Here is a 26,016-nt window from a genome sequence, read left to right as displayed (position 1 = left end):
GTGTATAGCCAATGCACAATGCAACGCATACTAAAGGCTAGAACTATGATAATTGGAGGAGAAAATATGACACAAAACTTAAATAAGCAATTGAATAAGCTTGTAGCAACATACTCGGTACTTTATACAAAGTTGCATAACTACCATTGGTATGTAACGGGCAACGCCTTCTTTACACTCCATGCAAAATTTGAAGAATTATATAATGAAACCACGTTAAATTTAGATGAAATTGCAGAGCGTATTTTGTCGAAAGATGGTAAGCCCGTTGCTACATTAAAGGAACATCTGGAGCTATCTTATATAGAGGAAGCCACAGGGAAGGAAACGACTGAGGAAATGGTGGAAACAACGATCTCTGATTTCCAAAAGTTAATTAAAGCATTAAATTCAACAATGGCGCTAGCAGCAGAAGATGGGGACGACCGTACAGAGGATTTACTCAATGCAATGTATCAATCGCTTGAAAAACATACATGGATGTTAAAAGCATTTCTTGGCAACTAAATCATGAACTAATAGGACAAAGTGAAATTAAATATTACAAATATTACAGTATGATGAAAAAGATGTAAAAGGCGTTTCGTATCCCACGAGCTGGGTAAAAACATAGTAAGCCATACAAAATAGGAGGAATTGAACATGATGAATGAACAAAACCCACAAATTGAGGTGGCACATACAAAAGACGAAATGCTGCACATTTTAGAAAGTATGCGATTAGCTGGATATCATACAGAAGATATTCATATTATTGCAAAGAATCAAAGCCAATTAGAGGATGTCAAATGGGATCCGGATGTTACAACGCATGCAGCAGGGAATTGGGTAGACCAGTTTAAATCATGGTTTACTGGTGAGTCTGCTGTGACAGAAGGGTTAAAACGTTTTGATTTATCAGAAGGACAAACAGCCTATTATTCGCAGCTTGTCGAACAAGGAGCCATTGTCTTATTTGCTGAACGTGATGATACAAGTGAGCCACTGATAACGGCATCTGATGATGAAGAAAATCGCTATCGTCATGACCCGCTGGATCCACACGTAACAGCTCCAGGACCATTTAATGATACAGTTGGCAATGTGGAGACATCCGAGCAACGTGAAGAACGCTTAAAAGCTGAGGAACGCATGAGTGACGCCGAACAAATAAGAAGATATCTATAAAATAAAACAGTAATCGGTGGGGATTTACCTCTCACCGATTACTTAGAAACTTAGGTTAAGACCGGATTTTGCCTTCCATATTCATCTGTGGAAGGCTTTTATAATGTGAAAAGGGAAGAAGTGCGATGGAAAGATGGATTGCTCTTGTGTCTAATGCAATGGAAGGGTTAGGCAGGTTGACCGTGTGAATCGGATTTGAGGCTTTTCACTACTTTACAGGATATTCTGTAGCATTGTGAATCGAAGCTTAAACAGGCCCGTACTTTTCCGATGCAAAAGCATGGCATGCGATGGACTAAAAAAGAAAGAAAAAATGACAAAAGGCATCGAGAATGAACCTTCTTGATTACCTTTTGTCACACAATGACTTCATTGTTTTCGAAACACTTATTACTCACTCAATACCACACAAATAGACTATTTCTTAATTTTTACAGCTCCCCCATCTTTCACAAAAACGTTGACGGTGATTTGATGAATAGAAGTATTCGTTAGGTCTTTTATTTCCTCTTTCGTCCATGTATTGGATTTGAATCGATAAGCTTTTTCTGAAAGATTGAAAACATCGGCATTAATTTCTAGTCCTTTATTAAATGTTTGTTGGATTTGAGATGATATGATGGCCTCGGTTTCTTGCGCAATTTGTTTTCTATCAAGATTTTTTGGATTTTCTGTAATGGATGCTTTAACATCTAACTCGACATCATATTTCGGCGCTTTCCCATCTACTATTTTAATTGTATGCTTTATATTATCGATAGACATCGAAACAGATTTATCTTTAATGGCCAGCTTCATGTTTTTAAATTCTTTATTAAACCAATCTAGTCCTGCAAGCTCCTCCTCTTGTAGCCACCCTGTTAATTTTTTATTTGAAAGAAAATATGCGCCACCAATGGTTAATATTTTTTTTGCGTCGTTATCTTCATCCCAATAATCATCTGTTACATCTATTGAGGGAATCATTAACGAACCAATTGGCTCATAAAATCTTTTTATGATGTTTTGTACGGTGACTGTCGGAAAAAATGTATTAAAAAACAATTGTTCTTTTGGATCATAAGTAAATGTTAAGTTTGGCGGTTTATAAAATAACCCTCGTACGTTCATTATTTCCTTAATATTACGTTCATACGCATAAATTAACGTATTGTAACGCAAATAATAGTCTCTACTAAAATAATCTAAAAAATCATCCAGTTGTCCATCTAACATGTTTTTGGAAATAAATATAGCTTGTATATGCCCATAATAGAGGGGGTTAACTGAATGCTTTTCAATATCATCGATCGCCTCTTGGATTGTGTCACCTTCTCCATGTCCAATAACAATTGGAGCAGGTTCTTTCCCGATGTCTGGTTCCGAGCCAGTGATATTATTAAAACCAACTGCTTGAAAATATAAATGATATTTATTGTCAGAAAAATCAATACCTAAAGCCGTAACATAAATTTCACTTTGAATTTCTTTTATTCCTGAGCAGCCTATTAATAGCCATGATAAATGACATAAAATGATTACTTGCAGTATCACTTTATAACGAGCCATTAAATTCACTCCTTTTCTCGGTGAGCATTATACATACGGTCTTTCGACTTAAATTTGAACGGCATTTTCAAGAAACCTTTCATCATATCTGGAAAATTAACTTTATACAGTGTGGAAAGGTAAGGGCGTCCAAAGCTTTCCAATGAGGAAATATATGTTAGTAAAAATAATACACAGACAAAAAAGCCATACATCCCAAAAAAAGAAGATATGATTAACGTGACAATTCTCAATAAAAACACATTTCCCAATATATTTTGATTAATTAATGTATAACTAGAAATGACAGTAAGTGCGCCTACTACTAATGTAGACGGGGAAGTAAAACCAGCTCTTATTGCAGCATCCCCAACGATTAATCCTCCTAAAACAGCGACAGTTTGACCAACCGTTTTAGGTAAGCGTACCCCTGCCTCTCTAAAAAGGTCGAAAAAGATTAGCATGATAAAAATTTCGATAGAAGAGGACACAGGTAAACCAATTTTAGATGTAGATATCGATGCTAATAATGGGAAGGGGAGTTGGTTCAGCTGATGAACAGTCAAGGCAATCCAAAACCCTGGTAAAAAGATACTGGTAAATAAAGAAAGTATTCTTAAAATGCGGGAGAAGCTTCCGTAAATGAAACTGGATTGATCATCTTCAGGCGCCTTTAAAAGAAGTAATAAATTAACCGGCCCAATCAGACAACTTGGGCTGCCATCAACCAGTATGGCGAAACGGCCTTGATTCAGTGAATTGACGACAAAATCGGGTCTTCCGGTATAATCGATCAGTGGGAATAGTGCCGATGTTTTATCATAAAGTAATTCCTCTATATGATAGCTACTGGCAATCACATCTACATCGATCACATCTAACTTGTTTTGTACATTTTCTAAAATATCCGGTTTTATAAGATTATCTAGATAAAGAAGTAAAACCCTTGTCTTACTAGTAGTCCCAATTAAATAGCTCTTACTGCATAAATGATTACTTTTTAATCTCATTCGTAGCAATGAAAGGTTCGTATCTATATTTTCTACAAAGCCATCACGAGGTCCCCTTAGTGAAACTTCCATATTGGATTCATCAATGGCACGTTCAGGAAGTTTCGCTAATTTGATTGAATATAACGTATCTGATTGGCAGTGATAGATATAGATGAATCCAGAAAAAATGCCACTGTTTATGTCCTCAAGTTTTTGCAAATAATCATGTAACTCTTCAACCTCTAAATAGCGATTTATTATTTTTATATCATTCATATGTCCTTGTTCAGCAAGTCGTCTAACACTCGGTAATAACGTATTAAAATAAAGGTCGCTATCAATTAAACTTGGACAGTAAAAAAAAATGATTTCTTGGTTTTCATCATGAAACCAATAATGCTTATGGCTGATTCTTATATCCGTTTGCTTACTTAAAGCTTGCTGCAAACGCTCCCTATTCCTATGTTTGTTCAAATTGTTTCCCCCTTTTCAGGCTCAATAATATATAGGTAGCAATAATAAAAATGAATAAAAATACGAATATTGAGGGAAGATAGACCCTATTTACAAAAAAAATAAAACTAGAGACGGACCAAGGAATTAGTAATCCTAATGTTAAGCAAAGATATAAAATGGAGAGTAAACGATTTCGATTTTTTTTCATAAATGAAGATAATATATACATAAACAAACTGACTCGAATAAATGAGATCGACAATATGTGAAATACGGATAATGAATCCAACCTCGTTAGATATTTACCGAATGACAAAACTTTCCATTGTTCGTTCACTGGGAAAGTCATTTTTTTTGCTATAAAAATCCCAAATTCAGCAATAGTAGAGGTCATTGTAATAAAGGCTAATAAAAGCAAGACAATCGATATGACGATAATCCCTTTAAATTTTAGTTTTTCTTGTGAATGCCCTATTAATACAAATAACATAAAGCCGATTTCTAAAATGCCAATACACATATATATAACACCGAATAGGGTTGAAGAAATATTACCTGTATTTATTGGGTACAGGAGCTGGTATTCATTGTTAACGGAGTTGCCTATATTAAGTAGTGCAAATAACAAAATGTAAAGTGTACCGATAATTAGTGATTGAATTGCAATAGTCTTTATTCCTTTCAAAGATCCATAGAAGCACAAGACAATAAACAACAGTACATTGATGAGATAGGGATACTCAAATGCAAAATTCTCATCAACCCAAATCATTGTAAATTTAAGTGTTATGAAAGTTGATAAAAGGATATAGACGGCATATGAAGCAATGACGATTACGTAGAGCGGTTTATTGTAATGAACCGATATAAATTGAGGTAAAGACCTTTTATTTAAGGAAGAGGCAATTCTTGAAATAACGAGGGCCAACAGAAAGAAAGGCAGTAAACTTATTAGAGCACTGATCCAAGATTCACGTTCAGCTTCCGAAAATATCGTAGGAATTAGCATAAATTGTACCAAGAAACTACCGGATAAAAATAATAGGCAATATATATGTAATGGTTGAATAGTTTTGTTCATCATCAATAAAAGCCCCCTTATTTCTGTGTCCCGCATTAACGGTCAGTAAGCCCGCCCACCTCAAATGGAAATTAATGAGGCGGTCAATCAACTGACCGTAAAAGCCCGAATGGTTCAACTACCAGTTTCATTTTATAGTATTACCTTCTATGTAAATTTCAATCAAAGGGCTAAGGAGGTTTGTATAAATAAATGTTGTTAAAACAATGTTTTGAGAAAGCCATTTCCTTAAAGTGTGTATAAACAAGTATCTACGGGATATACGAAAAACCAGAGTGATGGCTGTCATCACTCTGGTTTTTTATTCGAGCTGTGTATGTTTTTACTGTATCGCTGCTTGAATAGGGAAGTTCGCCGGTTGTAACTCCGATTCCGTCGCTAGTCTGATACGGTTTCATATAACTTTTTCCTGGGCTTGCTTTTTAAGAAAGCGTGAAAGGTGCATATGTTCAAATTGTGCGACAAAATTACCGATTAAAATAAAGCTACCACCAATCAGTAGTTTGACTGTCAATCCCTCGCTTAAGAACATCATTGCAAACATGGCAGCAAAGATTGGCTCTAAGGAGAAAATGAGACCTGTATGTGTAGCAGAAGTGTACTGTTGTGCAACAGTTTGACCTACGAAACAGAAGGCACTACAGATGATACCGAGCCCGATAATGGCCATCCATGAAGCAGCTGTTTTTGGCAGTGTTGGCGCTTCCAATAGTAGTGTTAAAACGAGCGCATATAAACCCGCAAATCCAAGCTGGTAGATTCCGTATGAAATCGATTCTACGCTACGTGTAAACTTGCTGTTTAAAAGTAAATAAATAGAATAACCTAACGCTGCAATCGCCACTAAAATATCACCTTTTTGGAATGAAAACGAACCTTGGGCAGTTAAAACTGTGATGCCAATCATCGTACAAACAATCGCAAAACTAACAGCTCTAGATGGCAATTTTTTGTCGATAAAGCTACTGATAATAGGTACTAAGACAACTGTTAAGCTTAAAATAAATCCAGCGTTTGATACGGAAGTCGTTTGTAATCCAAATAAACTAAGTGCGAACACAAGGAGTAAGATAAAGCCTTGGATAGCTGCGTATTTTAATGTTTTGAAATCGACCTTTATTATGCGTTTATAAAAGATAATTCCTGCTGCTAAAAATGCGATGATACAGCGTAATGCCACCACATTATAAACAGCCAATGTTTCAAGTCCCATTACCATAAACGTATAAGACAATCCCCAAAACATTGTAACGATTATCATCAATAAATTTGCTTTTCCTTGATTACTCATTATGCTCACCTACAATCTGTGTACTAAAACAGTTTTATACTAAAATTTACTATATATCTTGTGTTGTGATTAGTAAAACGAATGTTTATAATGATTAATATTAAAATAATTCATGTATGTCGAGGGAAATGCAAATGAGTTTAGTTAAATATGAGATTTTAAATAAAGTAGCAGAACATGAAAGCTTTACAAAGGCAGCTGATGCACTAGGCTTAACCCAATCAGCCGTAAGCCACGCTATATCTAGCCTAGAGAAGGAATTTGGCTTTGCACTGATTCACCGAAGTCGCGCAGGTTTGACCTTAACGAGTGAGGGACAATCCATGTTGCGTGCTATGCGCCATGTACTGGACGCAGAAGAATTATTACAGCAGGAAGCAGCGCATATTCTCGGTGTTACGCGTGGGAAAGTGCGTATAGGTGTGATATCAAGTATCTCTTCCAACTGGATGCCGGAAATCGTTCGTATTATGGACAATCAATTTCCTGGTATTCAAGTGGAACTTCGTGAAGGGGATTACTATGAAATAGAACAATGGCTACTAAGCGGAGAGGTAGACGTTGGATTTTTAAACGGACAAAAATCTGAGCAATATCAATTTATCGAGCTACAACAAGACCCTCTTTTGTGTATTGTCTCCGATAAAAGTCCACTCTATGAAAGAACTGAAATTGATATTGTGGAACTTGAGGATATGCCATTTATCATGACGTCATACCGTGGTACAAATGATGTCAAGGTGATTTTGGAGCAGTATCATGTGAAGCCGAATATTCGCTTTGAATTGTCGGAAGAAGTCGGTATATTTTCGATGATTTCGCATCATTTAGGCATTAGTATTTTACCGCGATTAGTCATTAATCGTTTACCATCTTCATTAAAAGCCATTCCATTGAAGCAAGGTGGCTATCGTACCATTGGCCTTGCCATGAAGCGCCATGCTTCACCAGTGACCAAGAAATTTGCGGAAATTCTAAGCATTTGGTTAAACGAACAAAATAACAAATAGGTTATTTTGTCTTTTTACGTTAAAATAGGACATGTATATTTATCTTTATTCAATAGGCATCCAACCCGCCTACTGAATGAAGATAAAGCCTCTGGCGGAAGCCACTGCTGTTGAATGGAGACCATGTAGGGGATTAGCTGTTGTCGCGCTCATGCGACAATTTATCTGCCCTATGTGATGCGACAGGTGTATGGCTAACTATCCGCATTGGTAAAACCGTCTTATCCTATGGTTTTACCGAAATGACCGACATCCTATTGGCCTTTGTGCAGGTCTAAGCCCAATTCAATATGCGGATAAATTGTTGATCTGTGACAACGAAGCGTCAGTGTTAGATGTATGTTGTACTGAAAGCATCGCGATAGGGACCATTACGCCGAGGCGTAATCGAATAAGAAAAGGTGAGTGTATGGGGACAATACAAGGGAAAACCGTACTCATTACAAGTGGGGGAACACTTGAGAAATGGGATCGTGTACGAGGGCATACGAATTTGTCGAAAGGAAGCATGGGGTGCTATTTGGCTGAAGCAGCACTTGCCGCTGGGGCCGATGTATTGTATATGCACGGCTATTTCGCGCAACTTCCGACAAATCACGATAAAATGCGTACAGTACAATTTGAAGGAATTGAAGATTTAGGGAATAAGGTGCGCCATGCTGTCCAAGAGCAAAAAGTGGATATCGTAATTATGGCAGCAGCTGGTTCCGATTGGGTGATTGACAAGGTGTATGATCAATCAGGTAACTTAATGGAGGAAGCGGGAAAAATGCCTTCTGATGAGCCGCCAATTATCCACTTTAAAAAAGCGCCAAAAATACTTGGGCAAATAAAGGACTGGCAACCCGATGTTACCCTTGTAGGCTTTAAACTAGAAGCAACAAATGATGTAGATTTCTTACTGGCACGTGCACGTTTACGTATGGATTCGGCACATGCACAGTTTATGGTAGCGAATAGCTCGCAGTCCTTATACGGTGGAGACGAACCACACTGGATTGTACCAGTCGAAGGACAACCAATAAAAGTGATAGGCAAAGAAGAAACTGCAAAAGCATTAATGCAATGCTTACAAAAAATTTAAATCCATATCATCGAAGTGTAGTTTTGTCGTCCGTGAAAGAATCTCTAGCAGCGCTGTCATTTTTCTAAGGTAATGCCCTCAAAAAAACCTGTGCAGATTGAAAGTGAGTCTGTACAGGTTTTTTGCGTTCATATAGATTTTTAGGGAAAATCTAAATAGTACTTGATTTACAACATAATTTACCATATTATTTACTTACCGGTAGGTAAATAAAACTTTCTGGAGGAATAATATGCGTAATCGCGAAGAAACATGTAAAAAAATTATAGAAACAGCATACGTTATGTTTTCGGAAAAAGGATTTGATAAAACGAGTTTGTCCATGATTGCGTCAGAGGTCGGCATATCTAAACCTGCAATCTACTATTACTTTAAATCCAAGGATGAATTAATCGAGTATTTATTTGATGAAATATGCAAAGAGATAGCGTTAGGCAACACTTTTGACTATAGTAATATGACAAAAACAAATCTCAAGCACAAGTTGTTGGAAATCGGCTACCAATCAATTGACGAGCAAGAGTCGGATGTGCATTTTAATAAAATTTTTAATCAATACGTGTTGTTAGCTTCACGGGATGAGAAATATATGGCGAGGCTGCTGGATATTCAAACTGGTTATTTAAAGAGCTATCACGATTTATTTAGCTATGCTGTACAAATTGAAGCGATAAGCGATACAAACCTTGAAACTAAAGCTCATATGCTGGCGATGGTTATCGATAATATTGGGAATTTCATGCTAACTGGCAGCAAATTAGATTATAAAGGCATTTGGAAAGAAGCTGTAGAAAGTGTATTGAGAGAGCAACCGCTATGACGAAGGTGCATGCTAGTCAACGTATTGAAGGACTTGATTTTGCTCGAGCCTTAGCGATGTTTGGTATGTTGGTTGTAAATTTTGGTGTCATTACGGGCGCAGAGGGGAATGGCCCTACTTGGTTGATAGGGGTTCAAAGCCTCTTCCAAGGACGTGCATCTGCCATATTTGTCATATTGGCTGGGATAGGAATCGCGTTGATGACAGCCAAGGCAAGAGCTACAGAATCCCCTTCCCTTATACAACAAAATAGAAAAACACTATGGAAAAGATCGCTTTTCCTGTTTGTGTTAGGTATGGTTTTGTATGCTGTAGGCTGGTCAGGGGATATTTTACATTATTATGGTGTATACATGCTGATTGCCTCATTTTTTATCGTGTCCTCAAACAAAACAATCTTGTTGTTAACAAGTGTGCTGTTAGTTACGGCACAAACGTTTCAAGTAATCTTTAATTATATGGCAGGGTGGAATCCACAACAGTTTTTATTGGAATATCTTGATTTTTGGACTTTAGAAGGGTTTTTGAGAAACTTGTTTTTTAACGGCTATCACCCTGTATTGCCATGGATTTGTTTCTTTTTCATAGGGCTAGTTTTAGGACGTTTCGATTTAACGAAAGATACCATAAGAAAAAAATTGCTGATTGCTGGCCTTGCTATAACGGTAGTAACAGAAGTCATGTCAAAAGTATTGATGAATGTAACAACTAAGTCCGTTCTGGATGCGGATAGCGCATGGTTTCTCTTTGAAACAGGGCCAATCCCACCGAATGTCTTTTACATTGTTTCCAATACTGCAACGGCACTTATTGTCATTGTTGTTTCCATTTATATCGCCGAAAAATTTGCTGAAAATGGACTGATACGTGCCATTATCCATACAGGTCAACTGACATTGACCCATTATGTAAGCCACGTCTTTATAGGGATTGGCATTTTAATAGTGTTAAACCGACTTGAGCATCAAACGATAGCGTTTTCCCTACTATTCTCGTGTCTTTTTTTCGTCGGCAGTATGCTATTCTCTGTACTATGGAGACGAAAATATAATAGAGGCCCCATGGAGATAATAATGAGAAAAGTAACAAAGTAGAGGAGCAAGAATTCGCTAAACAAAAATAAATAAGCTGCCTTACATAAGATAAAGGGCAGTAAGAACCTTCCAATAAACGTTTACGTCTTGTTATAAAAAGGGGTGGGATAATGGGTTTTTGGTATTTCTTACTATTATTTTTAGGGCTATTTTTAGTCATTAAAGGGCTCTTTATGAAAAAGCCATCATTGTTTGTTAACAAAATTAGTTTCGTATTAGTAGGGCTGTTCTGTATGTCATTATCATTTTTTATGTTCTCAGCAGGAAGTGCCGAAATAATGGCGAAATTGTTGAATATGAATTAAAGAGGGGGACGATTCTTACTTAATTGCCACTCGAATACACTGAGTAAATTATCTTATGAAGATCTAAAAATCAATTAATAAAAAAGGACACATATGGTGTCTTCAGATTGTAGACAAACTCAAAAAAATGAGTTTGTTTACAGTCTTTTTTCTTTTAAATATAGAAGCACTAAATGAATCCGTTGATTTCCGCAACGGCGGACGCTTTTCGCGGGCATGGCTTCAGTCTCCTCGTCGCTACGCTCCTGCGGGGCCTTTTCGCTCATGCTATTCCCGCAGAAGTCACCGCCTGCGCTCCAATCAACTAATGTACGTCTATAAATGATTGATGTCATAGCTAGGATGAAGAAAAATAGTAATATGAACACGATCAATTAGAAATGCTGGCAATTGACCAAATGGTGCCTGAAGATCATTTAGTACGCAAATTGGAAGCTTCTTAAATCATTTGTCTAACTTTTTTGGGTCAGATCAGATCTCGGAAATACTTTATGTTTACAGTCTTTTTTCTTTTCAAATAGAAGCATCTATATGAATCCATTGATTTCCGCTACGGCGGACGCTTTTCGCGGGCATGGCTGCAATCTCCTTGCGGGGCCTTTTCGCTCATGCTATTCCCGCAGAAGTCACCGCCTGCGCTCCAATCAACTAATGTACGTCTATAAATGATTGATGTCATAGCTAGGAAGAAGAAAAATTGTAATAATGAACACGATCAATTAGAAATGCTGGCAATTGACCAAATGGTGCCTGAAGATCATTTAGTACGCAAATTGGAAGCCGCTCTTGATTTTAATTTTATCTATTCATTCTATTCTAAATGTACTTATCGTAAAGGATGACGGAATCGGTCAGGTAGGTAATGAAGAGTGTGACCCTAATAATCATGAAGGATGGGCTTATATCAAAGTATTTCTATTAAATGGAAAAATGTCAATTGCAAAATGCACTCCTACTGGCTTATGTATTATTATTTTTATTCCCATGAAAGGGGAGGAATCCTAACAATATTTTATTAATAGATGACCACGCTCTGTATATGCCTCCAAAGAAAAAAACATCCGTTCGCTTATTTTGATTATAAGCAAACGGATTTTTTTACAAAATGAACCATTTTACTCAATTCCTTAGTATTCAACTAAGTTTTGTAATATTTATATTGACAATAGGTTTTCAGAATTATAGAATTATTTCCAAGAAACGTAATACTCTTATCAAGAGAGGTGGAGGGACTTGGCCCAGTGAAGCCTCGGCAACCGACTATATCGGTGCCAAATCCAGCAGAGATTTCTGAGAGATAAGGGGGTCCATCGAATCATCCTGATGCGTTGACCTCTTTTGTACAAAAAAGTATATAAAAGAAGGGGTGTATCTAATGTCTCAAACAGCAAAGACTGCTGACATGAAGTTACAAGCAATTGCCAAGGCCATTGAAAATCTACAATTTGGCGAAGTGCATATTACCATTCAAGATGGTGTCATTGTGCAAATTAATCGACTTGAAAAGCAACGATTTCCACAGAAAAATAAAGAATAATCGCAGCTGACTAGGAAACTGGAGGCCACATCATAGGCAAGGATCATTTCCTTCGCCTATATGTGGACTTTTTTATCCCGCAATAACGGTCAGTAAGACGCCCATCTTGAGTGGAAAGAAGGAATCAAGTCAACTGACCGATTTTGCCTGACCGGCACAACTAACAATCAGCAGTATGAAGAAATTGCTACGGATGGAAGTTTTACTTTAATTGGCGGCACTTAATAAGGGGCGAGTAAGTTGAAAATAAGATATGTTATGAATATAGGTGTGCTGAGTAGTATTTCTATTGTATTAATGCTATTTAATTTTCCACTACCACCGTTTCCGAACTTCCTACAGGTAGATTTTAGTGATGTGCCTGCCTTATTAGCGGCTATAATGATGGGACCCGTAGCGGGCATTTTAGTGGAGCTATTAAAAAATATGCTGGATTGGCTATTGTCTGGAAGCATCACAGGTGTACCGGTGGGGCATATAGCCAACTTCGCAACAGGTGTGTTATTTATTATCCCTGTTTATTTTTTCTATACAAAAATACAGCGTGTGAAGGGACTTATTATTGGTTTGCTAGCGGGTACTGTTACGATGGCAGTTGGTATGAGCTTACTGAATTATGTACTCTTCTTACCGATGTACACATTGTTTTTAGGGATGGAACCTGTGAAGGGTGCCTCCTTAAAGGATATGATTGTTTTAGGGATTTTACCATTCAATCTTGTTAAAGGTGTCATGGTGATGAGTGTGACATTGTTAGTATTCCGGAATATTCGTGCTTGGCTGAACCAACAACGCTTGAAATATAATCGTGCTTCATAAACAAGAGAAATATAATTGAAAATGGGTCGCCCTCGCCACATGGCAGCCCTTATTTTATTTGATTCCGCAATAACGATCAGTGCAAAGATGAGACCGAGTTAACTCGTAAAAACCCGATTAGTTCAACTACTAATCAGTGGGAAAGAAGCAACATCCCACTGAATGAAGTTTCACTTTATATCGACAAGGTTAGTTTCTGTTAGAGCTTCGAATAGCTTTTGAGAATCTTCGGTGTTCAAATGCACGTATTGCTGTTCTCCTTGCACGACTTCAATTGTATCTTTACTCGGACTGATCCAAACAGAGTATGGAATGGCCTTGGCATGAATATCTGGATTGACAAACTGAAAAATGAATTGGTAATCAGCCTCTCTGGCCATATCTACTTTCATCTGTTTCCATTCAGCATTATGAAGTATTTTTTTAGCAATCTTCACTTTTTTTGCATTGGTGATTTCCTTAAAGTCTTCATATGTACAAGTATCATTCATTTTTTGAACCTCGATTCTTTGCCGCTCCATACCGGTGCAACTTGCAGCAATGAATACGAACAATACAAGAACAAGTACTTTTTTAAAATAGAACATCGTTTTCTCATTCCTCTCACTATATGATATCGATTGAAGGAAGTGGTTGATGGAAATGGAAGGGGGGAAGGTGATAGGGAACAATTTTTTAAGCCGATTTAATGCTTTATCAATAGGCGTATTCTATATTGTTTATAGTTTTTTTGGTTGCCAATTCTAACTAAGTGAAGCCTTTTTTTATTTTAGTAGAGTAGAAAATTCGGTATGCCTGTTTTTTTAGCAATTTTTCCTGCTAGATGAATGAAAGTGGGTTATCCATCAAAAAAAGGAGTTACTTCAAGTTGTGAATTTGAGGTGACTCCTTATCTGTATTGAATTAAGTAAATTTTCTGCACGAATGCAAACCATCTGCGTAAAATGAGTAGAAGAATCACTTGTTTTTTTAGCATATGCCTATCGGGAACTGAGTCTACTCGTAAAAACTTGTAGGGATTTGCCCTAAATGCCGGCGATGGTAGAGCAGGGGTTCTTTCTGCGTATTATCAATTGCCAAGACTTGCCCAATGAAAATCGTATGGTCGCCTGCATCGATTTGTTTATATGTTTCGCATTGTAATGTGGATAATGTATCATGTAAAACTGGTAGACCATGTACAGAGGTGGACCAAGTTGTTTGAGCAAAACGGTCAGGAATTCTACTAGCAAATAATGTACATAAACGTGCTTGATCGCTCGCTAAAATATTAACTGCAAATTTTTTTGCTGCTAAAAAATGAGCATGAAGTTGCGACTTTTTATCGAGTGACCATAAGATGAGAAGCGGATCAATTGAAACAGATGCAAAAGAATTTACGGTTAAGCCAATAGGTTCGTTTGTGTCATTAAATGCTGTAACAACTGTGACGCCTGTTGGGTAATTGCCTAGAGCTTGTTTAAATGCTGTTACTTTATCAGTCATGAAAATCACCTCTTGTTATGTTATTTTGTCCCGCATAAACGGTCAGTAGGACGCCCACCTTAAGTGGAAAAAAGAGCTCGAGTACACGAAGTGGTCGATCAACTGACCATAAAAGCCCGATTGGTTCAACTATCAATCAATGAGTTGCCGTTAAATTCGGAAAAATTTATTGGAAACTGTTAATCATCTCGTAATCTTCGAATAATAAGACGGTTGCATAGCCTTCCGCAAAACTATGAAAGCGAGAAGTTAGATTTGATACGCTCGGCTGTAGTATGTTGTAGCGCCTTTTTTACAGCGAACTGCCAACCTATAGCATGTTGTTTATTTAATCATACGATAATCCGTCCTGTTTGTGAATTAAATGCCGAAGCAGCATTTTTCGCGGCTAATTCTATTCCTTTTGTAAAATGAGGAGAAGCTTTTGATAAGCCGAAAATGCAACGTCATATGGGTGTCATAATAGACAAAGATTTCTTAACTATTAGAAAATTCTTACTATTATTTTAAACCAACAAAACTAACAGGTAAAGTATATAATAAAAGAATGAAAGGGGGAACAATCATGACTTTATATTTCGACCATTTAGTTCATCAAGTCCAATCACCAGAAAATATAAAGGATTTCTTAAATAAGCGGAATATCCATACAGTGAATGGTGGACAACACACGATGTGGGGAACGTATAATACGTTAAGTTATTTTGGCTTAACGTATATTGAGCAAATTGCTGTCTATGATCGCGTGCTATTTGAGGAAGCGGCGAAATTACCTTATACATTACATCATACGTTTAAAGAAAACAAGGAGCGTTACGGGTTTTCGCGTATGGCTTTACGTACTACAAATATTGACGAAGAGGCAGCTCGTTTACGTGCACTGGGGCTAGAAGTTTACGGACCAGATGCTTGTAGTCGCACACGGCCAGATGGCTCAGTTGTGAAATGGAAGCTATTACACTTTGGTCAGCCAGAGCAAGCCATCGATTTTCCATTTTTAATTGAATGGACAGATGATGATCAAGAGCGTTTTGCACAATTAGAGGCCAGTGGAGCAATCAAAACGACACAATCTATTACGATGGAGTCCGTGCAATTTTATGTACAAGATGCGGAAGCTACGGTACAACGATGGCGAGAAGTATTACAATTGCCCGATCCTGACAGACAACCACAATGTATTTCCTTACAATTACCGAATATGCGCTTGGATTTTTATGAAGAAGCAGTGGCAACCAACATGATGCTTGGCCGCAAAAGTGAAGGTCCTTTTGGTGTAACCTTACAAGATACAGACCGCACAAAAGAAACATTAATCTTCCCAGCCGCATTTTATTGGATCAATCCATAAAGAACAGGCTGAAAAGAGAATCGCTGGTAGAAGAGCAGAAAACGCCGGAATCCCGAGAACTGATGGATAGAACAGCAGAACTGACGGATAGGAACGCTGAACTCACGGATAGAATCACTGGAATTCCGAGAATCGAGAATCGTCGATAGCTATCCAGAAAACCTATAGAAGTATTAAATCAAACCATACTTAAAACAAAAAGGAGCTGTTCTTTTAGTGAACAGCTCCGTCACGCTTAATTATAATTTCATAACATTGGATGCTTGTGGGCCGCGATTGCCTTCCACTACATCAAATGAAACCTTTTGACCTTCTTCAAGTGTACGGAAGCCTTCCTCTTGGATCCCCGTAAAATGTACAAATACATCTTCGCCATCATCACATTCAATAAAGCCATAACCCTTTTCATTATTGAACCACTTTACGATTCCTTGTTGCATAAGCATTCGCCTCCAGTGCGCTTGAATGTAAAACTATATCAACTAAGTCTCAGCATAATTGATAAGATGAAATAATTGCATTTTCTCTTAGAACATACCTGAATTGCTACTCGATGTCAATTGATTGTCGAAATGTTGCATAACTAGTTATGTTTTATTTCACAATAAAGTCTATAATGGAGTTGAACAACAGAGAAAGTAGGATGCCAAATGACAACGAAAAATCAACCATTATCAGATCTAGAAATCGCTAGTCAAGCGGTTATGAAACCTATTACAGAAATTGCGAAAGCTGCAGGAATTCCAGAGGATGCACTGGAACAATACGGTCGCTATAAAGCAAAAATCGATCCATTGAAGATTACAGCACATGGTGAAGATGCAAAGGTCGTATTAGTAACAGCGATTAGCCCAACTCCAGCTGGTGAAGGAAAATCGACCGTAACAGTCGGACTTGCAGATGCCCTTCATCAATTAAATAAAAACGTCCTTGTCGCACTACGTGAACCATCCCTTGGTCCAGTGATGGGCGTTAAGGGTGGTGCCACAGGTGGTGGTTACGCGCAAGTAGTACCAATGGAAGATATCAATCTGCATTTCACTGGTGACCTTCACGCCATCACAACAGCGAATAATGCTTTAGCAGCCTTTATCGATAATCATATCCACCAAGGCAATGTGTTAAACATCGATCCGCGTCGCATCATATGGAAACGCGTAATGGACTTAAATGACCGTGCACTAAGAAAAGTAGTCGTTGGACTAGGTGGTCCTGTACAAGGTATGCCACGTGAGGACGGTTTTGATATTACAGTTGCATCAGAAATTATGGCGGTATTCTGTTTAGCAACAAGTATTGAAGATTTACGTGAACGTCTAGCTAGCATCGTCATTGGTTATACATTTGAGCGCGAGCCGGTATTTGTGCGTGATCTGCAAGTGGAAGGTGCCTTAACATTATTATTGAAAGATGCCTTTAAACCAAACTTAGTGCAAACACTAGAAGGCACACCTGCCATTATTCACGGTGGACCTTTTGCTAACATCGCACACGGCTGTAACTCCATTATGGCAACACAAACAGCACGTAAGTTAGCCGATATCGTTGTGACGGAGGCGGGCTTCGGTTCGGACTTAGGCGCTGAAAAGTTCATGAACATTAAAGCACGTAAAGCTGGATTTAAACCAAGTGCCGTGGTGCTTGTAGCAACGATTCGTGCATTAAAAATGCATGGTGGTGTAGCGAAAACAGCACTAGTAGGCGAAAACGTGGATGCCCTGTTACAAGGAATTGAAAATTTAGCTAAACATGTTGAGACGATTCGCGCATTTGGCGTTGAACCAATTATCGGGTTAAACCGCTTTATTACGGACACAGAAGCGGAGCTAGAGGCAGTTCTGAACTGGTGTAAAGAAAATCATGTACGCATTGCACGTACCAATGTCTGGGAAGAAGGCGGCAAAGGTGGCCTTCAGTTAGCGGAGCAGGTGCTTGCAGTACTGAATGAAGAAAACAACTTCTCACCTTTATATGAAGTAACGGAATCAATTGAGGAAAAAGTACGTACAATCGTGCAAAAAGTATATGGTGGCAAAGACGTCAACTTTACCGATCAAGCAAAAAAACAGATTGCCCAAATCGAAAAGTTCGGCTGGGATGTCTTACCGATTTGTATGGCAAAGACCCAATATTCTTTATCCGATCAACCAACTTTACTCGGTCGTCCTGAAGGCTTCACTGTGACAATCCGTGAAGTTATTCCAAAGCTAGGAGCAGGCTTCTTAGTTTGTTTAACTGGCGATATTATGACAATGCCAGGTTTACCGAAACAACCAGCTGCCTTACGTATGGATGTCGATAGTGAAGGACATGCGGTAGGATTGTTCTAAAATTCGATAGAAAATATAACGTATAAAAGCTGCTCCTTTAAATTATAAAGGGCAGCTTTTAATCTTTTTAAGACAAGGGCTACAGTCATTTATACAATTGAATTATCAGATCATTTCTCTTAGTTTATGAAACAAAGTCATATAAATAATGGCGGATAGAATATGAGATATTTTTAATCAGCATCTGGCCTTTCGTTAGAGAATGCGGCTGTTTGTTTATTTATGTCATTAAAGAACCTTATTTTTTACTGATTTGTGGAGTTCTTTTCCTCCATCAGCAATTCGACAAGTTTGTCTTCCGAAACAGGCCTACTGAAATAGTACCCTTGTACAAAGTCGCAGTTCCATTCTTTGAGCAAATTATACTGTTCTTTTGTCTCCACCCCTTCTGCAACTACATCATGACCTAATTTATGGACAAGGTTGATAATTGATTCGATAATCGTTTTTTCTGCTGTCGCCGATGTCATATTTTGAATAAATGACCTATCAATTTTAAGGGTATGAATCGGCAATACATTCAAATAGTTAAGTGAAGAATAACCGGTGCCAAAATCGTCCTGAGCAATCTTTATTCCTAGGCTTTCTAATTTTCGCAGTATGGAAATTGAGCTTTCAAACGACTCAACTAAGATACTCTCAGTAATTTCAATTTCTAAATGTTCCGGCTTCATCTTCGTTTCATTCAAAATGAGCTGGACTTTATCCACAAAATCTGTTCTTCCTAATTGTAAAGCCGAAATATTAACCGCCATCAGGAAAGGATAACCGAATTGATGTTGTAATTCGACATTTTTCAAGCAGGCTTGATACATGACCCATTCGTCAATTTGTGTAATCAAGCCTGTCTTTTCTGCAATCGGAACAAAATCTTCTGGAGAAACAAATCCAAGCTCGGGGCTATTCCAGCGCACTAACGCCTCAAACCCTCTGATCTTTCCACTAGCTGATTCTATCTGCGGTTGATAATGAACGTTAAATTCATTTCTTTCTAGCGCTAGACGCATCATTCGCTCTATTTGGTCCTTTTTGATAACGAGTTCATTCATCTTGTCATCAAAAAATCGATGGTTATTTCCCCCTAATTCTTTCGCTTTATACATGGCGATATCAGCATGTTTGAGAAGCTCTTCTTGAGTCACTCCATCGATGGGATAACTCGCGATTCCCATACTCATTTGAACAAAAGTGATTTGGCCATGAATAGTAAAAGGTTGAACAAAGCTATCACGTAACGTAGTCAACATTTTTTCCAAATTAGCATGATCTGCGCTATGTTCTAGAAAAATGACGAATTCATCGCCCCCCAAGCGTGCAACCATTCCTTGCGAACCTATACAAGACTGCAATTGTTCTGCCATCTTCTGAAGTAACTCATCACCAGCCGAATGCCCAAGTGTATCATTAACTTGCTTGAAGTTATCCACATCAATGAAAATAATGGCAAACTTAGATTGCTCTGAACTAGCCTGTGTGATGGCCTGTTCTAGGGTAAAGACAAACTGCCTCCGATTAGGCAAATTAGTTAATGGATCGTACAATGCGAATTTACTTAAAGAGTCAATCATATGATTATAAGCGTCTCCAAGCTTCTGAAACTCATCTTGACTTGTGATTATGACCTGCCCCGACAAATCCCCTTCGCTCACTTTCTCAGAAGCATCCACTAACACCTGCAAAGGTTTCGTAATCGAGCGAACAATAACGGAAATCAGAATAGATGTTAAACAAATCGCAATGAGCAGCACGAAGAGGGTAATATTAAAAATTGGTTTGACACTTTGAGCAATCTTAAGTTGATCAATTTCAGCAATAATTCGCCAATCCGTTTGTGCATTTGTAAGAAAAATCGCCTTTTTAGGGTTTCCATTAACTTTAAAACTTATATCACCTGATGTACTTCTCAGTATCTCGTCATAGTAAATTCCTTTTGGCTTTTCCGCAAGTTTTTCCTGAGGGTGGGCGACGACTTTTCCTGTGGGATCCAATATATATAAAATATCTCCCTCAGCAATTGTGAGTTGGCTCACGCTACGCGTCAATTCCTCCAGGGAGATACCGACAGCTACAACCCCCTTTTTATCACTAGTCTGCCTAGACATTGTGACAACTGGTTTATTTGATTCTGATAAACGAGGGGCAGTTATGGATACTATCCCCGGATTCTCAACTGCAAGTTTATACCAGCTCTGTTCTAGTGGATTGTAGTCAGAAGGAAGGGTTAGATGGGGTGAAAACATGAAGGCGCCATCGTGCGAAGCGACTCTGGTCATAATAATATCTGTACTCAGGGATTGAAATCTGTCAATGATCTCTCGTATCTCCGAATCTCCGTCCTCTTGATTTGTTTCTATGTTATCTGCATCGATACTTTGAGCCAATAAAGAAATCTCCTGTTTTGGCAAACTCAACATTTTATCAATATAAGTATCTAATATCTGTAGATTCCTCTCAAGCCCTTCCATCGTTTTGTCAGTAATCTGCTCGTATGCTGTTTTATACGAAACCCAGCCAATCAGTGCGCAAGGGATACAGAGGATAAGGGATACAGATATGATTAATTTATTTCGTACACTAAATGGATTCACTAACATCATCCCTCTTTTCAATTGAGCATTTAGCCTTACTCTAAGGCCTTGATACACAAGGTTTTTCAAGCATCAGAAAAGGGCTTTGGGGGTGAACAGTGATTACTTGAAGTTCCGTTTTCTTCACACCACGGACAACATCGATTGAAATCTTATTATTTATCCGAAAATACAATATCTCCTGAATGAGATTTTCTCCAGAGTCCCTCTTTCTATTGCCACTACACTGTTCTCAAGAACCCTTCTATCTATTATAAAATAGTATTATTATTTTAAATTTTTAGATTTTACTCTTGTAGCAAATGAATAAGGGTAAAAATTAATACAACCCACTATATATCTTGATGTGATCAAAAATGTATGGTGTAGTTTTGTAAAAAAAATTGATAATTTGTTATAAAGTTTGATTGGACATTTATGTTTTCTTGTGAAGAAATGTATTTAAACTTACGCAGCGGTAGAATTGAAGAAAAGTAATTGTTATTTCAGAAATGGGGGATAGCTTTGATTGAAGTAAGTTTAACATTATGTTTAGTGAATTTCTTGAACGAACGGGGTAGGTTAGTTGAAGAAGAAATTAAAAACTTATGTCTTCAAAGGAACATCTTTGACGCAAAGTTTAAAGGCAAATCCATAGACGGTTTCCTAAATAATTTTAAAATTTTTGAACGAAATAAAGCATCGCTCCGTCTAATGGAGGAAGGAGGGGAAAAGGATGGAATTTGAAATCGTGCAGCGTGCTATTCGTGGGGATCATCAAGCGATACTTTCACTTATTGAAATGGATGAAGATATTTTATATCGCATGGCTTTTACATATCTGAAAAATGAGCAAGACGCTTTAGACGTGATGCAGGACCTGGTTTACAAGGCACTGAAAAAAATGCATACCGTTAAACAGCACGAATATGCCAGAACATGGCTCGTGCGCGTCTTAATCAATTGTTGTAAAGACCATTTGCGAAAACGCCAACCAACCGTTCCAATTGAGGAATATCACCTATTTGAAGGGGCCATCTATTCTGATATGGAGCGGTTATTGGAACATTTATCCTTGTCGGAGCAGCAACTCGTCTATATGAAATATTTTCAGCAACTAAAAAACAAAGAAATTGCCGAGCTAAATCAAATTCCGGAGGGTACTGTAAAGTCTAAGCTTCATCACATACTAAAGAAGCTTAGAAACTTCGCTGGAGAAAAGGAGGACTGGCTATGAGTAAACTACCGATTGACGTTCCAAAGGAGAAACTTCAACAAGTTCGGATGGATATGTTTCGTAAAGTTCAACGAGAAAAAAGAGCAAAGAAGCGCATTGTTTCGGTCGCAATAGTCTCTTTGTTTTGCTTAAGCCTTTTATTTTCAATTCGTGTTTCTCCTACGATTGCTAGCCATGTTGCAAAAATACCTGGCTTTCAAGTAATTGTATCAGCGGTTGTAAGAGATAAAGGGATAAAAGATATTGTGGACAATGAATACTATGAAGAAATCAATGTGACGCAGTCTAAAAATGGCCTATCGCTTACATTGCAAGGCGTGATTGCAGATACCTCGGGATTAGTACTTTACTATGACGCCGATGGCTCATTTGATATTTCGGAATTACAGTTGGAGGAAGTTCAATTGTTCCAAGGGGACGAAAAAATTAAAGGTGGAGGTTCATTTACAAGCAATCAATCAAATCAAACACACATCTCTTCTACAGTAGAATATGGTTTTTCAGAGCCTTTCGCTTATACTTCAAAGGATTTTAAAGTGGTTTTTCGTTTTTATGACAAAGATAAGGGGAACATTGAAATTACGATACCGTTTTCACTACAAAACGAAATCGCAAAGGAGAAAACTATTACTGCGAATCGTACTGTAGATGTCGAGGGTCAGAAATTTACGATTACACAAATTCGCCGTTCTCCATTAAAAACGGCACTCGATATTGAAGTAGACGAAGCGAATACGATGCAAATTTTATCGCTTGATGATATTGCGGTCGAAACGGAAAATGGGGAGCGAAGAGAAGGCATTAAATACGCCATGGCAATGGGCAGAAATATTCACGACGGTAAATTCACGCTATATTTACAAAGTAATTATTTCCATGATTCAGATTCACTCAAAATAATAATTGGAGCTGTTCATGCCGTTCCAAAGGGCGAGGATTTTATCGAAGTTGATTTTGGCACAAAAGAAGTACTCACGAAGCCCGATTATTTGGATTGGGATATTTCTGTAACGCAGCAAAGTGTATCAGTTGCTGCAAAGAAATGGGATGATAGAAGGCGACATACGTTTCTAAATAGCGCTGTAAAAGCAGATGGCACGACGTTAAAATATACAGGTGGCTCGTTTTCAGATGATGATGAGTACCTATTTGCGACGGAGAACTTTGAAAATTATGATGGCAAAGCAAAAATATATTTAAGCTATTACTTCAATCCTATTGGAGAAAATATTGAACTGAATATTCCATTGAAATAAAGTGCAGGTGTTCAAAAAGGCTCTCCTTTTTGAACATCTTTTTAATTTTTCCATACTTTTGTTAATATTCCTGTATTGTGTGCTACCTTGGTCACAGGAGGAGAGAAGATGGATGAATTATAAATAGGGTAATATAGTACTTCCTTGTTTGTGTTCTTATATCTAAAATGCAGTGGGCTAGGCGTTTTTATTTTTGGTTAAAAGAATAAGCACGCATAGCGAGAGCGCGAAAAAACGGGATACTATAGCAGTATCCCGTTTTATCTCGGTTTTTTAGGTGCCTATATTTTTAGATTATTTTTAATCATTTTGATCTCACTGTCGCTTAACAATGGACTCACTTGAAGGACAGGTATATCGTTCGTTACTAATCCATAGATATGATGATTTGTTGTAATAATTGCATCCAAATCTCCATGAAGAGCAAGACTAACCATTTCATGTGCTTGATTAGTCGTCATCAATCTAATATGCCCATTGATATGGTCTAAGAGTTTCAACATGATATATCTCAAGACACCAAGGTCATTCATGTACAATAAAATTGTTTTTTCTTTTTGTTGCATTTCATGGCCTTTTTTGCTAGCCATAAAGTACATCGTAATATCTGCAAAGTCATCATCCCTAAACGATTCTGCATAATTACAGTTACGTACAATTGCTTCTTGAATACAATTGTAAAGGAAAGCTTGTTTATTTTTAATGATTGATTTATGGTGATTTGCATAGCTATACACTTTAGTTATCAATCTTATTTTCGCATGTTCGAAATATTCGTGGCATTGCTGCACCAAGATAGGGTCGTTCGAAAAGGGTAATTGAGTTTGCTCCTCTACATATTTTATCACGTTCATTATAGAATCCAATTGAGGTTGTCCAATTATTTTATTCATACTCAAGCAATCATCATCTTTCTTCTTTTCAATCCTTGCTGCACCAAGTATCAGTGCTGCTCCATAATGAAGCTCACTAGGGATAACCATAACCTGAATGGATTCAAGATAGCTTTCTATAAGAGTTAGAAGCCAATCAATTGAATTGCCTGATTCAACAAGAACTGCAGGGTATACGAACTCTGTTATATATTTTTTTTTAATCATGCGGCTCTGCCAAATGGATAAAAGAATCGGCAGTTGTGCGTAAGCATGATCAGAAAAAGTAAAACCGCCTTTCCTTTCAATTTCACTCATAAATGAATATATTGATTCTGAAGATTGTTCTGATACCAGATGAAAACAATGCTTTCGTAAATAAAAGTCAAAATAGAACTGGCGTAAATGAAACTCCTTGCCATTGATTCTTATCGGCCTCATGTCTATTTTTAAATAATATTTCTTCAAATCATTCCTCAATAATTCCAAAACTTTACTGATTGTACTTGCACTATAGTATAGCGCTTGACTAACTTCTGAGAGCGAGCAGCCTGATTCATTCCGCATAAGAAATGTGATCAAATTATGCAGCTTGTCCGTTTCATTAATTAGATGTTCGAAAGCTAAACTTGTTTGATTGGGGGGGCGATGTAAAAAAACTCCTTTTCCTCGTTGAGTCTCAATTAGCCAATTCCCTGGAAGGAAAGAAGTAAGCTCTATTAAATCTTTTCGGACTGTCTTGATTGAGCAATTCAACAACACAGCTAATTCTTGAGCCGTTATCCAATCTTCGTGTTCTACTAAGTGCTGATATAGCTTGATTAGTCTGTTTGAAGTTGTCATGGTATGTCACCCCCTGATAAGGATCTCTATATTCGTACTTACTAAAGCAAAAATTAACTCCAAGCGATTACTCTAATAGATTCAATTGCTCAATACTTTGATTCAGAGACGTAGCACTGTAAAAAAATATTTGCACAAAACAAAACAGCATAAAAATACTAAACATTGTATTAATATAATAACTTCTCAATAATTTTATCGTCAACAAATACCTGCTATTTACCTAGGTGTATTCTCTCAACTACGAATTTTCTCATGACATTATCAAACACAATATAGCCATTCTGATAAGGTTTATACATAATGGAAAAACGCTATCTAATGATATTTTAGAATCTGTACAGATTTATGGAGATTGTACTGGTATTCTCGTTGGGTATGTGGCTAGCTTCGCGGTTTCGTGATGGATTATAAAATTATAGCATTATATTATTTTTTTTGTGAAGAGGGATAATATATTACCTTAAAATGTGTTTTATTCAAAATTCAAGTAACTTTAGTACTATTTTACATTAAACATTATTACAGATTAGTCGATATTAATTTGGTAAATCAAGCGTTTACATAAAATGGAAGGGGAATGGAAATGAAGATACGTACAAAGTTAATTATTATTTCATTGAGCCTATTATTAATTCCAAGCTTAATAATAGGTGTAAGCAGTTATTATTCTGCTAAAGAGCACTTGGATGATTTGGGAGAGAAAATGCTAAAAAATAATGTAGAAATGGCACTCCAATTAATTGATTCAATGAATTATGCCGTTCAAACCGGAGAAATATCATTAGAAGAAGCCCAAGAAAAAGTAAAACAAAATTTAATCGGGGATTTACAAAGTGATGGTTCCCGTGCAATAACTACTAACGTTGATTTAGGTGAAGACGGCTATTTC

At 37.4% G+C, this 26,016-nt stretch carries 25 protein-coding genes and 1 riboswitch; of the genes, 16 read left to right on the top strand and 9 right to left on the bottom strand.

The window, feature by feature from the left end; genetic code table 11:
• The first annotated feature begins 66 nt into the window (after positions 1-66).
• The gene (locus ACOMCU_RS13280; RefSeq protein ID WP_421050465.1) at positions 67-507 is read left to right on the top strand and encodes a Dps family protein; all 441 of its coding nucleotides are present in this window, start codon (positions 67-69) and stop codon (positions 505-507) included.
• A gap of 135 nt (positions 508-642) precedes the next feature.
• A complete protein-coding gene (locus ACOMCU_RS13275) occupies positions 643-1,167 on the top strand; it encodes a general stress protein (protein ID WP_421050464.1) in 525 nt (174 codons plus the stop codon).
• A 417-nt stretch (positions 1,168-1,584) separates the two neighbouring features.
• On the opposite strand, the gene ACOMCU_RS13270 is transcribed toward ACOMCU_RS13275, so the two are convergent.
• From ACOMCU_RS13270 to ACOMCU_RS13255, 4 genes are all read right to left on the bottom strand, one after another.
• The gene (locus ACOMCU_RS13270) at positions 1,585-2,715 is read right to left on the bottom strand and encodes a Ger(x)C family spore germination protein (RefSeq protein ID WP_421050463.1); all 1,131 of its coding nucleotides are present in this window, start codon (positions 2,713-2,715) and stop codon (positions 1,585-1,587) included.
• A 5-nt stretch (positions 2,716-2,720) separates the two neighbouring features.
• Positions 2,721-4,160 (bottom strand): spore germination protein, encoded by a 1,440-nt coding sequence (locus ACOMCU_RS13265; RefSeq protein ID WP_421050462.1) that lies wholly within the window; start codon positions 4,158-4,160, stop codon positions 2,721-2,723.
• Complete coding sequence (locus tag ACOMCU_RS13260) at positions 4,147-5,226, bottom strand: GerAB/ArcD/ProY family transporter (RefSeq protein WP_421050461.1); 1,080 nt, start codon at positions 5,224-5,226, stop codon at positions 4,147-4,149. Before ACOMCU_RS13260 ends, ACOMCU_RS13265 begins: the two co-directional genes overlap by 14 nt.
• A 391-nt stretch (positions 5,227-5,617) precedes the next feature.
• On the bottom strand, positions 5,618-6,514 hold the full coding sequence (locus ACOMCU_RS13255) for a DMT family transporter (protein WP_010859023.1): 897 nt from the start codon (positions 6,512-6,514) through the stop codon (positions 5,618-5,620).
• Positions 6,515-6,648: 134 nt separating this feature from the next.
• Between ACOMCU_RS13255 and ACOMCU_RS13250 the strand changes: the two genes are divergently transcribed.
• The 8 genes from ACOMCU_RS13250 (at position 6,649) to ACOMCU_RS13215 (ending at position 13,183) form a co-directional block, all read left to right on the top strand.
• A complete protein-coding gene (locus ACOMCU_RS13250; RefSeq protein ID WP_010859024.1) occupies positions 6,649-7,524 on the top strand; it encodes a LysR family transcriptional regulator in 876 nt (291 codons plus the stop codon).
• 409 nt (positions 7,525-7,933) lie between these two features.
• Positions 7,934-8,608 (top strand): phosphopantothenoylcysteine decarboxylase, encoded by a 675-nt coding sequence (locus ACOMCU_RS13245; RefSeq protein ID WP_010859025.1) that lies wholly within the window; start codon positions 7,934-7,936, stop codon positions 8,606-8,608.
• 232 nt (positions 8,609-8,840) lie between these two features.
• The gene (locus ACOMCU_RS13240) at positions 8,841-9,428 is read left to right on the top strand and encodes a TetR/AcrR family transcriptional regulator (RefSeq protein ID WP_010859026.1); all 588 of its coding nucleotides are present in this window, start codon (positions 8,841-8,843) and stop codon (positions 9,426-9,428) included.
• A gap of 5 nt (positions 9,429-9,433) precedes the next feature.
• A complete protein-coding gene (locus tag ACOMCU_RS13235; protein ID WP_036131304.1) occupies positions 9,434-10,522 on the top strand; it encodes a DUF418 domain-containing protein in 1,089 nt (362 codons plus the stop codon).
• Between the two features lie 110 nt (positions 10,523-10,632).
• Positions 10,633-10,827: a hypothetical protein gene (locus ACOMCU_RS13230; RefSeq protein WP_010859028.1), complete on the top strand. Its 195-nt coding sequence runs from the start codon at positions 10,633-10,635 to the stop codon at positions 10,825-10,827.
• A gap of 786 nt (positions 10,828-11,613) precedes the next feature.
• Complete coding sequence (locus ACOMCU_RS13225; protein WP_421050520.1) at positions 11,614-11,832, top strand: hypothetical protein; 219 nt, start codon at positions 11,614-11,616, stop codon at positions 11,830-11,832.
• A 203-nt stretch (positions 11,833-12,035) separates the two neighbouring features.
• Positions 12,036-12,131, top strand: a riboswitch (SAM riboswitch).
• 71 nt (positions 12,132-12,202) lie between these two features.
• Positions 12,203-12,364 (top strand): YezD family protein, encoded by a 162-nt coding sequence (locus tag ACOMCU_RS13220; RefSeq protein WP_010859030.1) that lies wholly within the window; start codon positions 12,203-12,205, stop codon positions 12,362-12,364.
• Positions 12,365-12,604: 240 nt separating this feature from the next.
• Positions 12,605-13,183, top strand: coding sequence for an ECF transporter S component (locus ACOMCU_RS13215; protein ID WP_421050460.1), 579 nt, complete (start codon positions 12,605-12,607; stop codon positions 13,181-13,183).
• Between the two features lie 170 nt (positions 13,184-13,353).
• Here ACOMCU_RS13215 and ACOMCU_RS13210 read toward each other — a convergent pair whose 3' ends face one another.
• Both ACOMCU_RS13210 and ACOMCU_RS13205 read right to left on the bottom strand, forming a co-directional pair.
• Positions 13,354-13,770, bottom strand: a complete 417-nt coding sequence (locus ACOMCU_RS13210) for a hypothetical protein (RefSeq protein ID WP_010859032.1) — start codon at positions 13,768-13,770, stop codon at positions 13,354-13,356.
• A gap of 409 nt (positions 13,771-14,179) precedes the next feature.
• A complete protein-coding gene (locus ACOMCU_RS13205; protein ID WP_010859033.1) occupies positions 14,180-14,668 on the bottom strand; it encodes a flavin reductase family protein in 489 nt (162 codons plus the stop codon).
• 565 nt (positions 14,669-15,233) lie between these two features.
• Between ACOMCU_RS13205 and ACOMCU_RS13200 the strand changes: the two genes are divergently transcribed.
• Positions 15,234-16,019: a VOC family protein gene (locus ACOMCU_RS13200; protein WP_421050459.1), complete on the top strand. Its 786-nt coding sequence runs from the start codon at positions 15,234-15,236 to the stop codon at positions 16,017-16,019.
• Between the two features lie 239 nt (positions 16,020-16,258).
• Here the strand turns inward: ACOMCU_RS13200 and ACOMCU_RS13195 are convergent, their stop codons facing one another.
• On the bottom strand, positions 16,259-16,459 hold the full coding sequence (locus ACOMCU_RS13195) for a cold-shock protein (RefSeq protein ID WP_421050458.1): 201 nt from the start codon (positions 16,457-16,459) through the stop codon (positions 16,259-16,261).
• 210 nt (positions 16,460-16,669) lie between these two features.
• Here ACOMCU_RS13195 and ACOMCU_RS13190 point away from each other — a divergent pair, with 210 nt between their 5' ends.
• Positions 16,670-18,349: a formate--tetrahydrofolate ligase gene (locus ACOMCU_RS13190; RefSeq protein WP_010859036.1), complete on the top strand. Its 1,680-nt coding sequence runs from the start codon at positions 16,670-16,672 to the stop codon at positions 18,347-18,349.
• A gap of 245 nt (positions 18,350-18,594) precedes the next feature.
• On the opposite strand, the gene ACOMCU_RS13185 is transcribed toward ACOMCU_RS13190, so the two are convergent.
• A complete protein-coding gene (locus ACOMCU_RS13185; protein WP_421050457.1) occupies positions 18,595-20,937 on the bottom strand; it encodes an EAL domain-containing protein in 2,343 nt (780 codons plus the stop codon).
• Between the two features lie 504 nt (positions 20,938-21,441).
• Here ACOMCU_RS13185 and ACOMCU_RS13180 point away from each other — a divergent pair.
• Genes ACOMCU_RS13180 through ACOMCU_RS13170 form a run of 3 tightly spaced genes read left to right on the top strand, consistent with a single transcriptional unit; the run spans position 21,442 to position 23,409 of the window.
• A complete protein-coding gene (locus ACOMCU_RS13180; protein ID WP_421050456.1) occupies positions 21,442-21,663 on the top strand; it encodes a hypothetical protein in 222 nt (73 codons plus the stop codon).
• Positions 21,653-22,153, top strand: coding sequence for a sigma-70 family RNA polymerase sigma factor (locus ACOMCU_RS13175; protein ID WP_421050455.1), 501 nt, complete (start codon positions 21,653-21,655; stop codon positions 22,151-22,153). The genes ACOMCU_RS13180 and ACOMCU_RS13175 overlap by 11 nt, the downstream gene beginning before the upstream one ends.
• Positions 22,150-23,409, top strand: coding sequence for a DUF4179 domain-containing protein (locus ACOMCU_RS13170; RefSeq protein WP_421050454.1), 1,260 nt, complete (start codon positions 22,150-22,152; stop codon positions 23,407-23,409). Before ACOMCU_RS13175 ends, ACOMCU_RS13170 begins: the two co-directional genes overlap by 4 nt.
• 281 nt (positions 23,410-23,690) lie before the next feature.
• On the opposite strand, the gene ACOMCU_RS13165 is transcribed toward ACOMCU_RS13170, so the two are convergent.
• Positions 23,691-25,124 (bottom strand): BglG family transcription antiterminator, encoded by a 1,434-nt coding sequence (locus tag ACOMCU_RS13165; RefSeq protein ID WP_421050453.1) that lies wholly within the window; start codon positions 25,122-25,124, stop codon positions 23,691-23,693.
• A 586-nt stretch (positions 25,125-25,710) separates the two neighbouring features.
• Between ACOMCU_RS13165 and ACOMCU_RS13160 the strand changes: the two genes are divergently transcribed.
• Positions 25,711-26,016, top strand: a 306-nt coding sequence (locus ACOMCU_RS13160; protein WP_421050452.1) for a cache domain-containing protein, incomplete at its 3' end; no start/stop codon positions are given.

The organism is Lysinibacillus sp. UGB7 (assembly GCF_049058285.1).
Taxonomy (GTDB): Bacteria; Bacillota; Bacilli; order Bacillales_A; family Planococcaceae; genus Lysinibacillus; species Lysinibacillus sphaericus_B.
The sequence above is the reverse complement of the archived record's forward strand: the minus strand, read 5'-3'. Positions and strand labels throughout refer to the sequence as shown.

Bases quoted from the DNA above. Each gene is read 5' to 3' on its own strand.
- ACOMCU_RS13280 (WP_421050465.1), top strand. From the start codon at position 67: ATGACACAAAACTTAAATAAGCAATTGAATAAGCTTGTAGCAACATAC.
- ACOMCU_RS13175 (WP_421050455.1), top strand. From the start codon at position 21,653: ATGGAATTTGAAATCGTGCAGCGTGCTATTCGTGGGGATCATCAAGCG.
- ACOMCU_RS13275 (WP_421050464.1), top strand. From the start codon at position 643: ATGATGAATGAACAAAACCCACAAATTGAGGTGGCACATACAAAAGAC.
- ACOMCU_RS13240 (WP_010859026.1), top strand. From the start codon at position 8,841: ATGCGTAATCGCGAAGAAACATGTAAAAAAATTATAGAAACAGCATAC.
- ACOMCU_RS13245 (WP_010859025.1), top strand. From the start codon at position 7,934: ATGGGGACAATACAAGGGAAAACCGTACTCATTACAAGTGGGGGAACA.
- ACOMCU_RS13165 (WP_421050453.1), bottom strand. From the start codon at position 25,124: ATGACAACTTCAAACAGACTAATCAAGCTATATCAGCACTTAGTAGAA.
- ACOMCU_RS13210 (WP_010859032.1), bottom strand. From the start codon at position 13,770: ATGTTCTATTTTAAAAAAGTACTTGTTCTTGTATTGTTCGTATTCATT.
- ACOMCU_RS13200 (WP_421050459.1), top strand. From the start codon at position 15,234: ATGACTTTATATTTCGACCATTTAGTTCATCAAGTCCAATCACCAGAA.
- ACOMCU_RS13230 (WP_010859028.1), top strand. From the start codon at position 10,633: ATGGGTTTTTGGTATTTCTTACTATTATTTTTAGGGCTATTTTTAGTC.
- ACOMCU_RS13260 (WP_421050461.1), bottom strand. From the start codon at position 5,226: ATGATGAACAAAACTATTCAACCATTACATATATATTGCCTATTATTT.
- ACOMCU_RS13190 (WP_010859036.1), top strand. From the start codon at position 16,670: ATGACAACGAAAAATCAACCATTATCAGATCTAGAAATCGCTAGTCAA.
- ACOMCU_RS13170 (WP_421050454.1), top strand. From the start codon at position 22,150: ATGAGTAAACTACCGATTGACGTTCCAAAGGAGAAACTTCAACAAGTT.
- ACOMCU_RS13220 (WP_010859030.1), top strand. From the start codon at position 12,203: ATGTCTCAAACAGCAAAGACTGCTGACATGAAGTTACAAGCAATTGCC.
- ACOMCU_RS13195 (WP_421050458.1), bottom strand. From the start codon at position 16,459: ATGCAACAAGGAATCGTAAAGTGGTTCAATAATGAAAAGGGTTATGGC.
- ACOMCU_RS13250 (WP_010859024.1), top strand. From the start codon at position 6,649: ATGAGTTTAGTTAAATATGAGATTTTAAATAAAGTAGCAGAACATGAA.
- ACOMCU_RS13270 (WP_421050463.1), bottom strand. From the start codon at position 2,715: ATGGCTCGTTATAAAGTGATACTGCAAGTAATCATTTTATGTCATTTA.
- ACOMCU_RS13255 (WP_010859023.1), bottom strand. From the start codon at position 6,514: ATGAGTAATCAAGGAAAAGCAAATTTATTGATGATAATCGTTACAATG.
- ACOMCU_RS13205 (WP_010859033.1), bottom strand. From the start codon at position 14,668: ATGACTGATAAAGTAACAGCATTTAAACAAGCTCTAGGCAATTACCCA.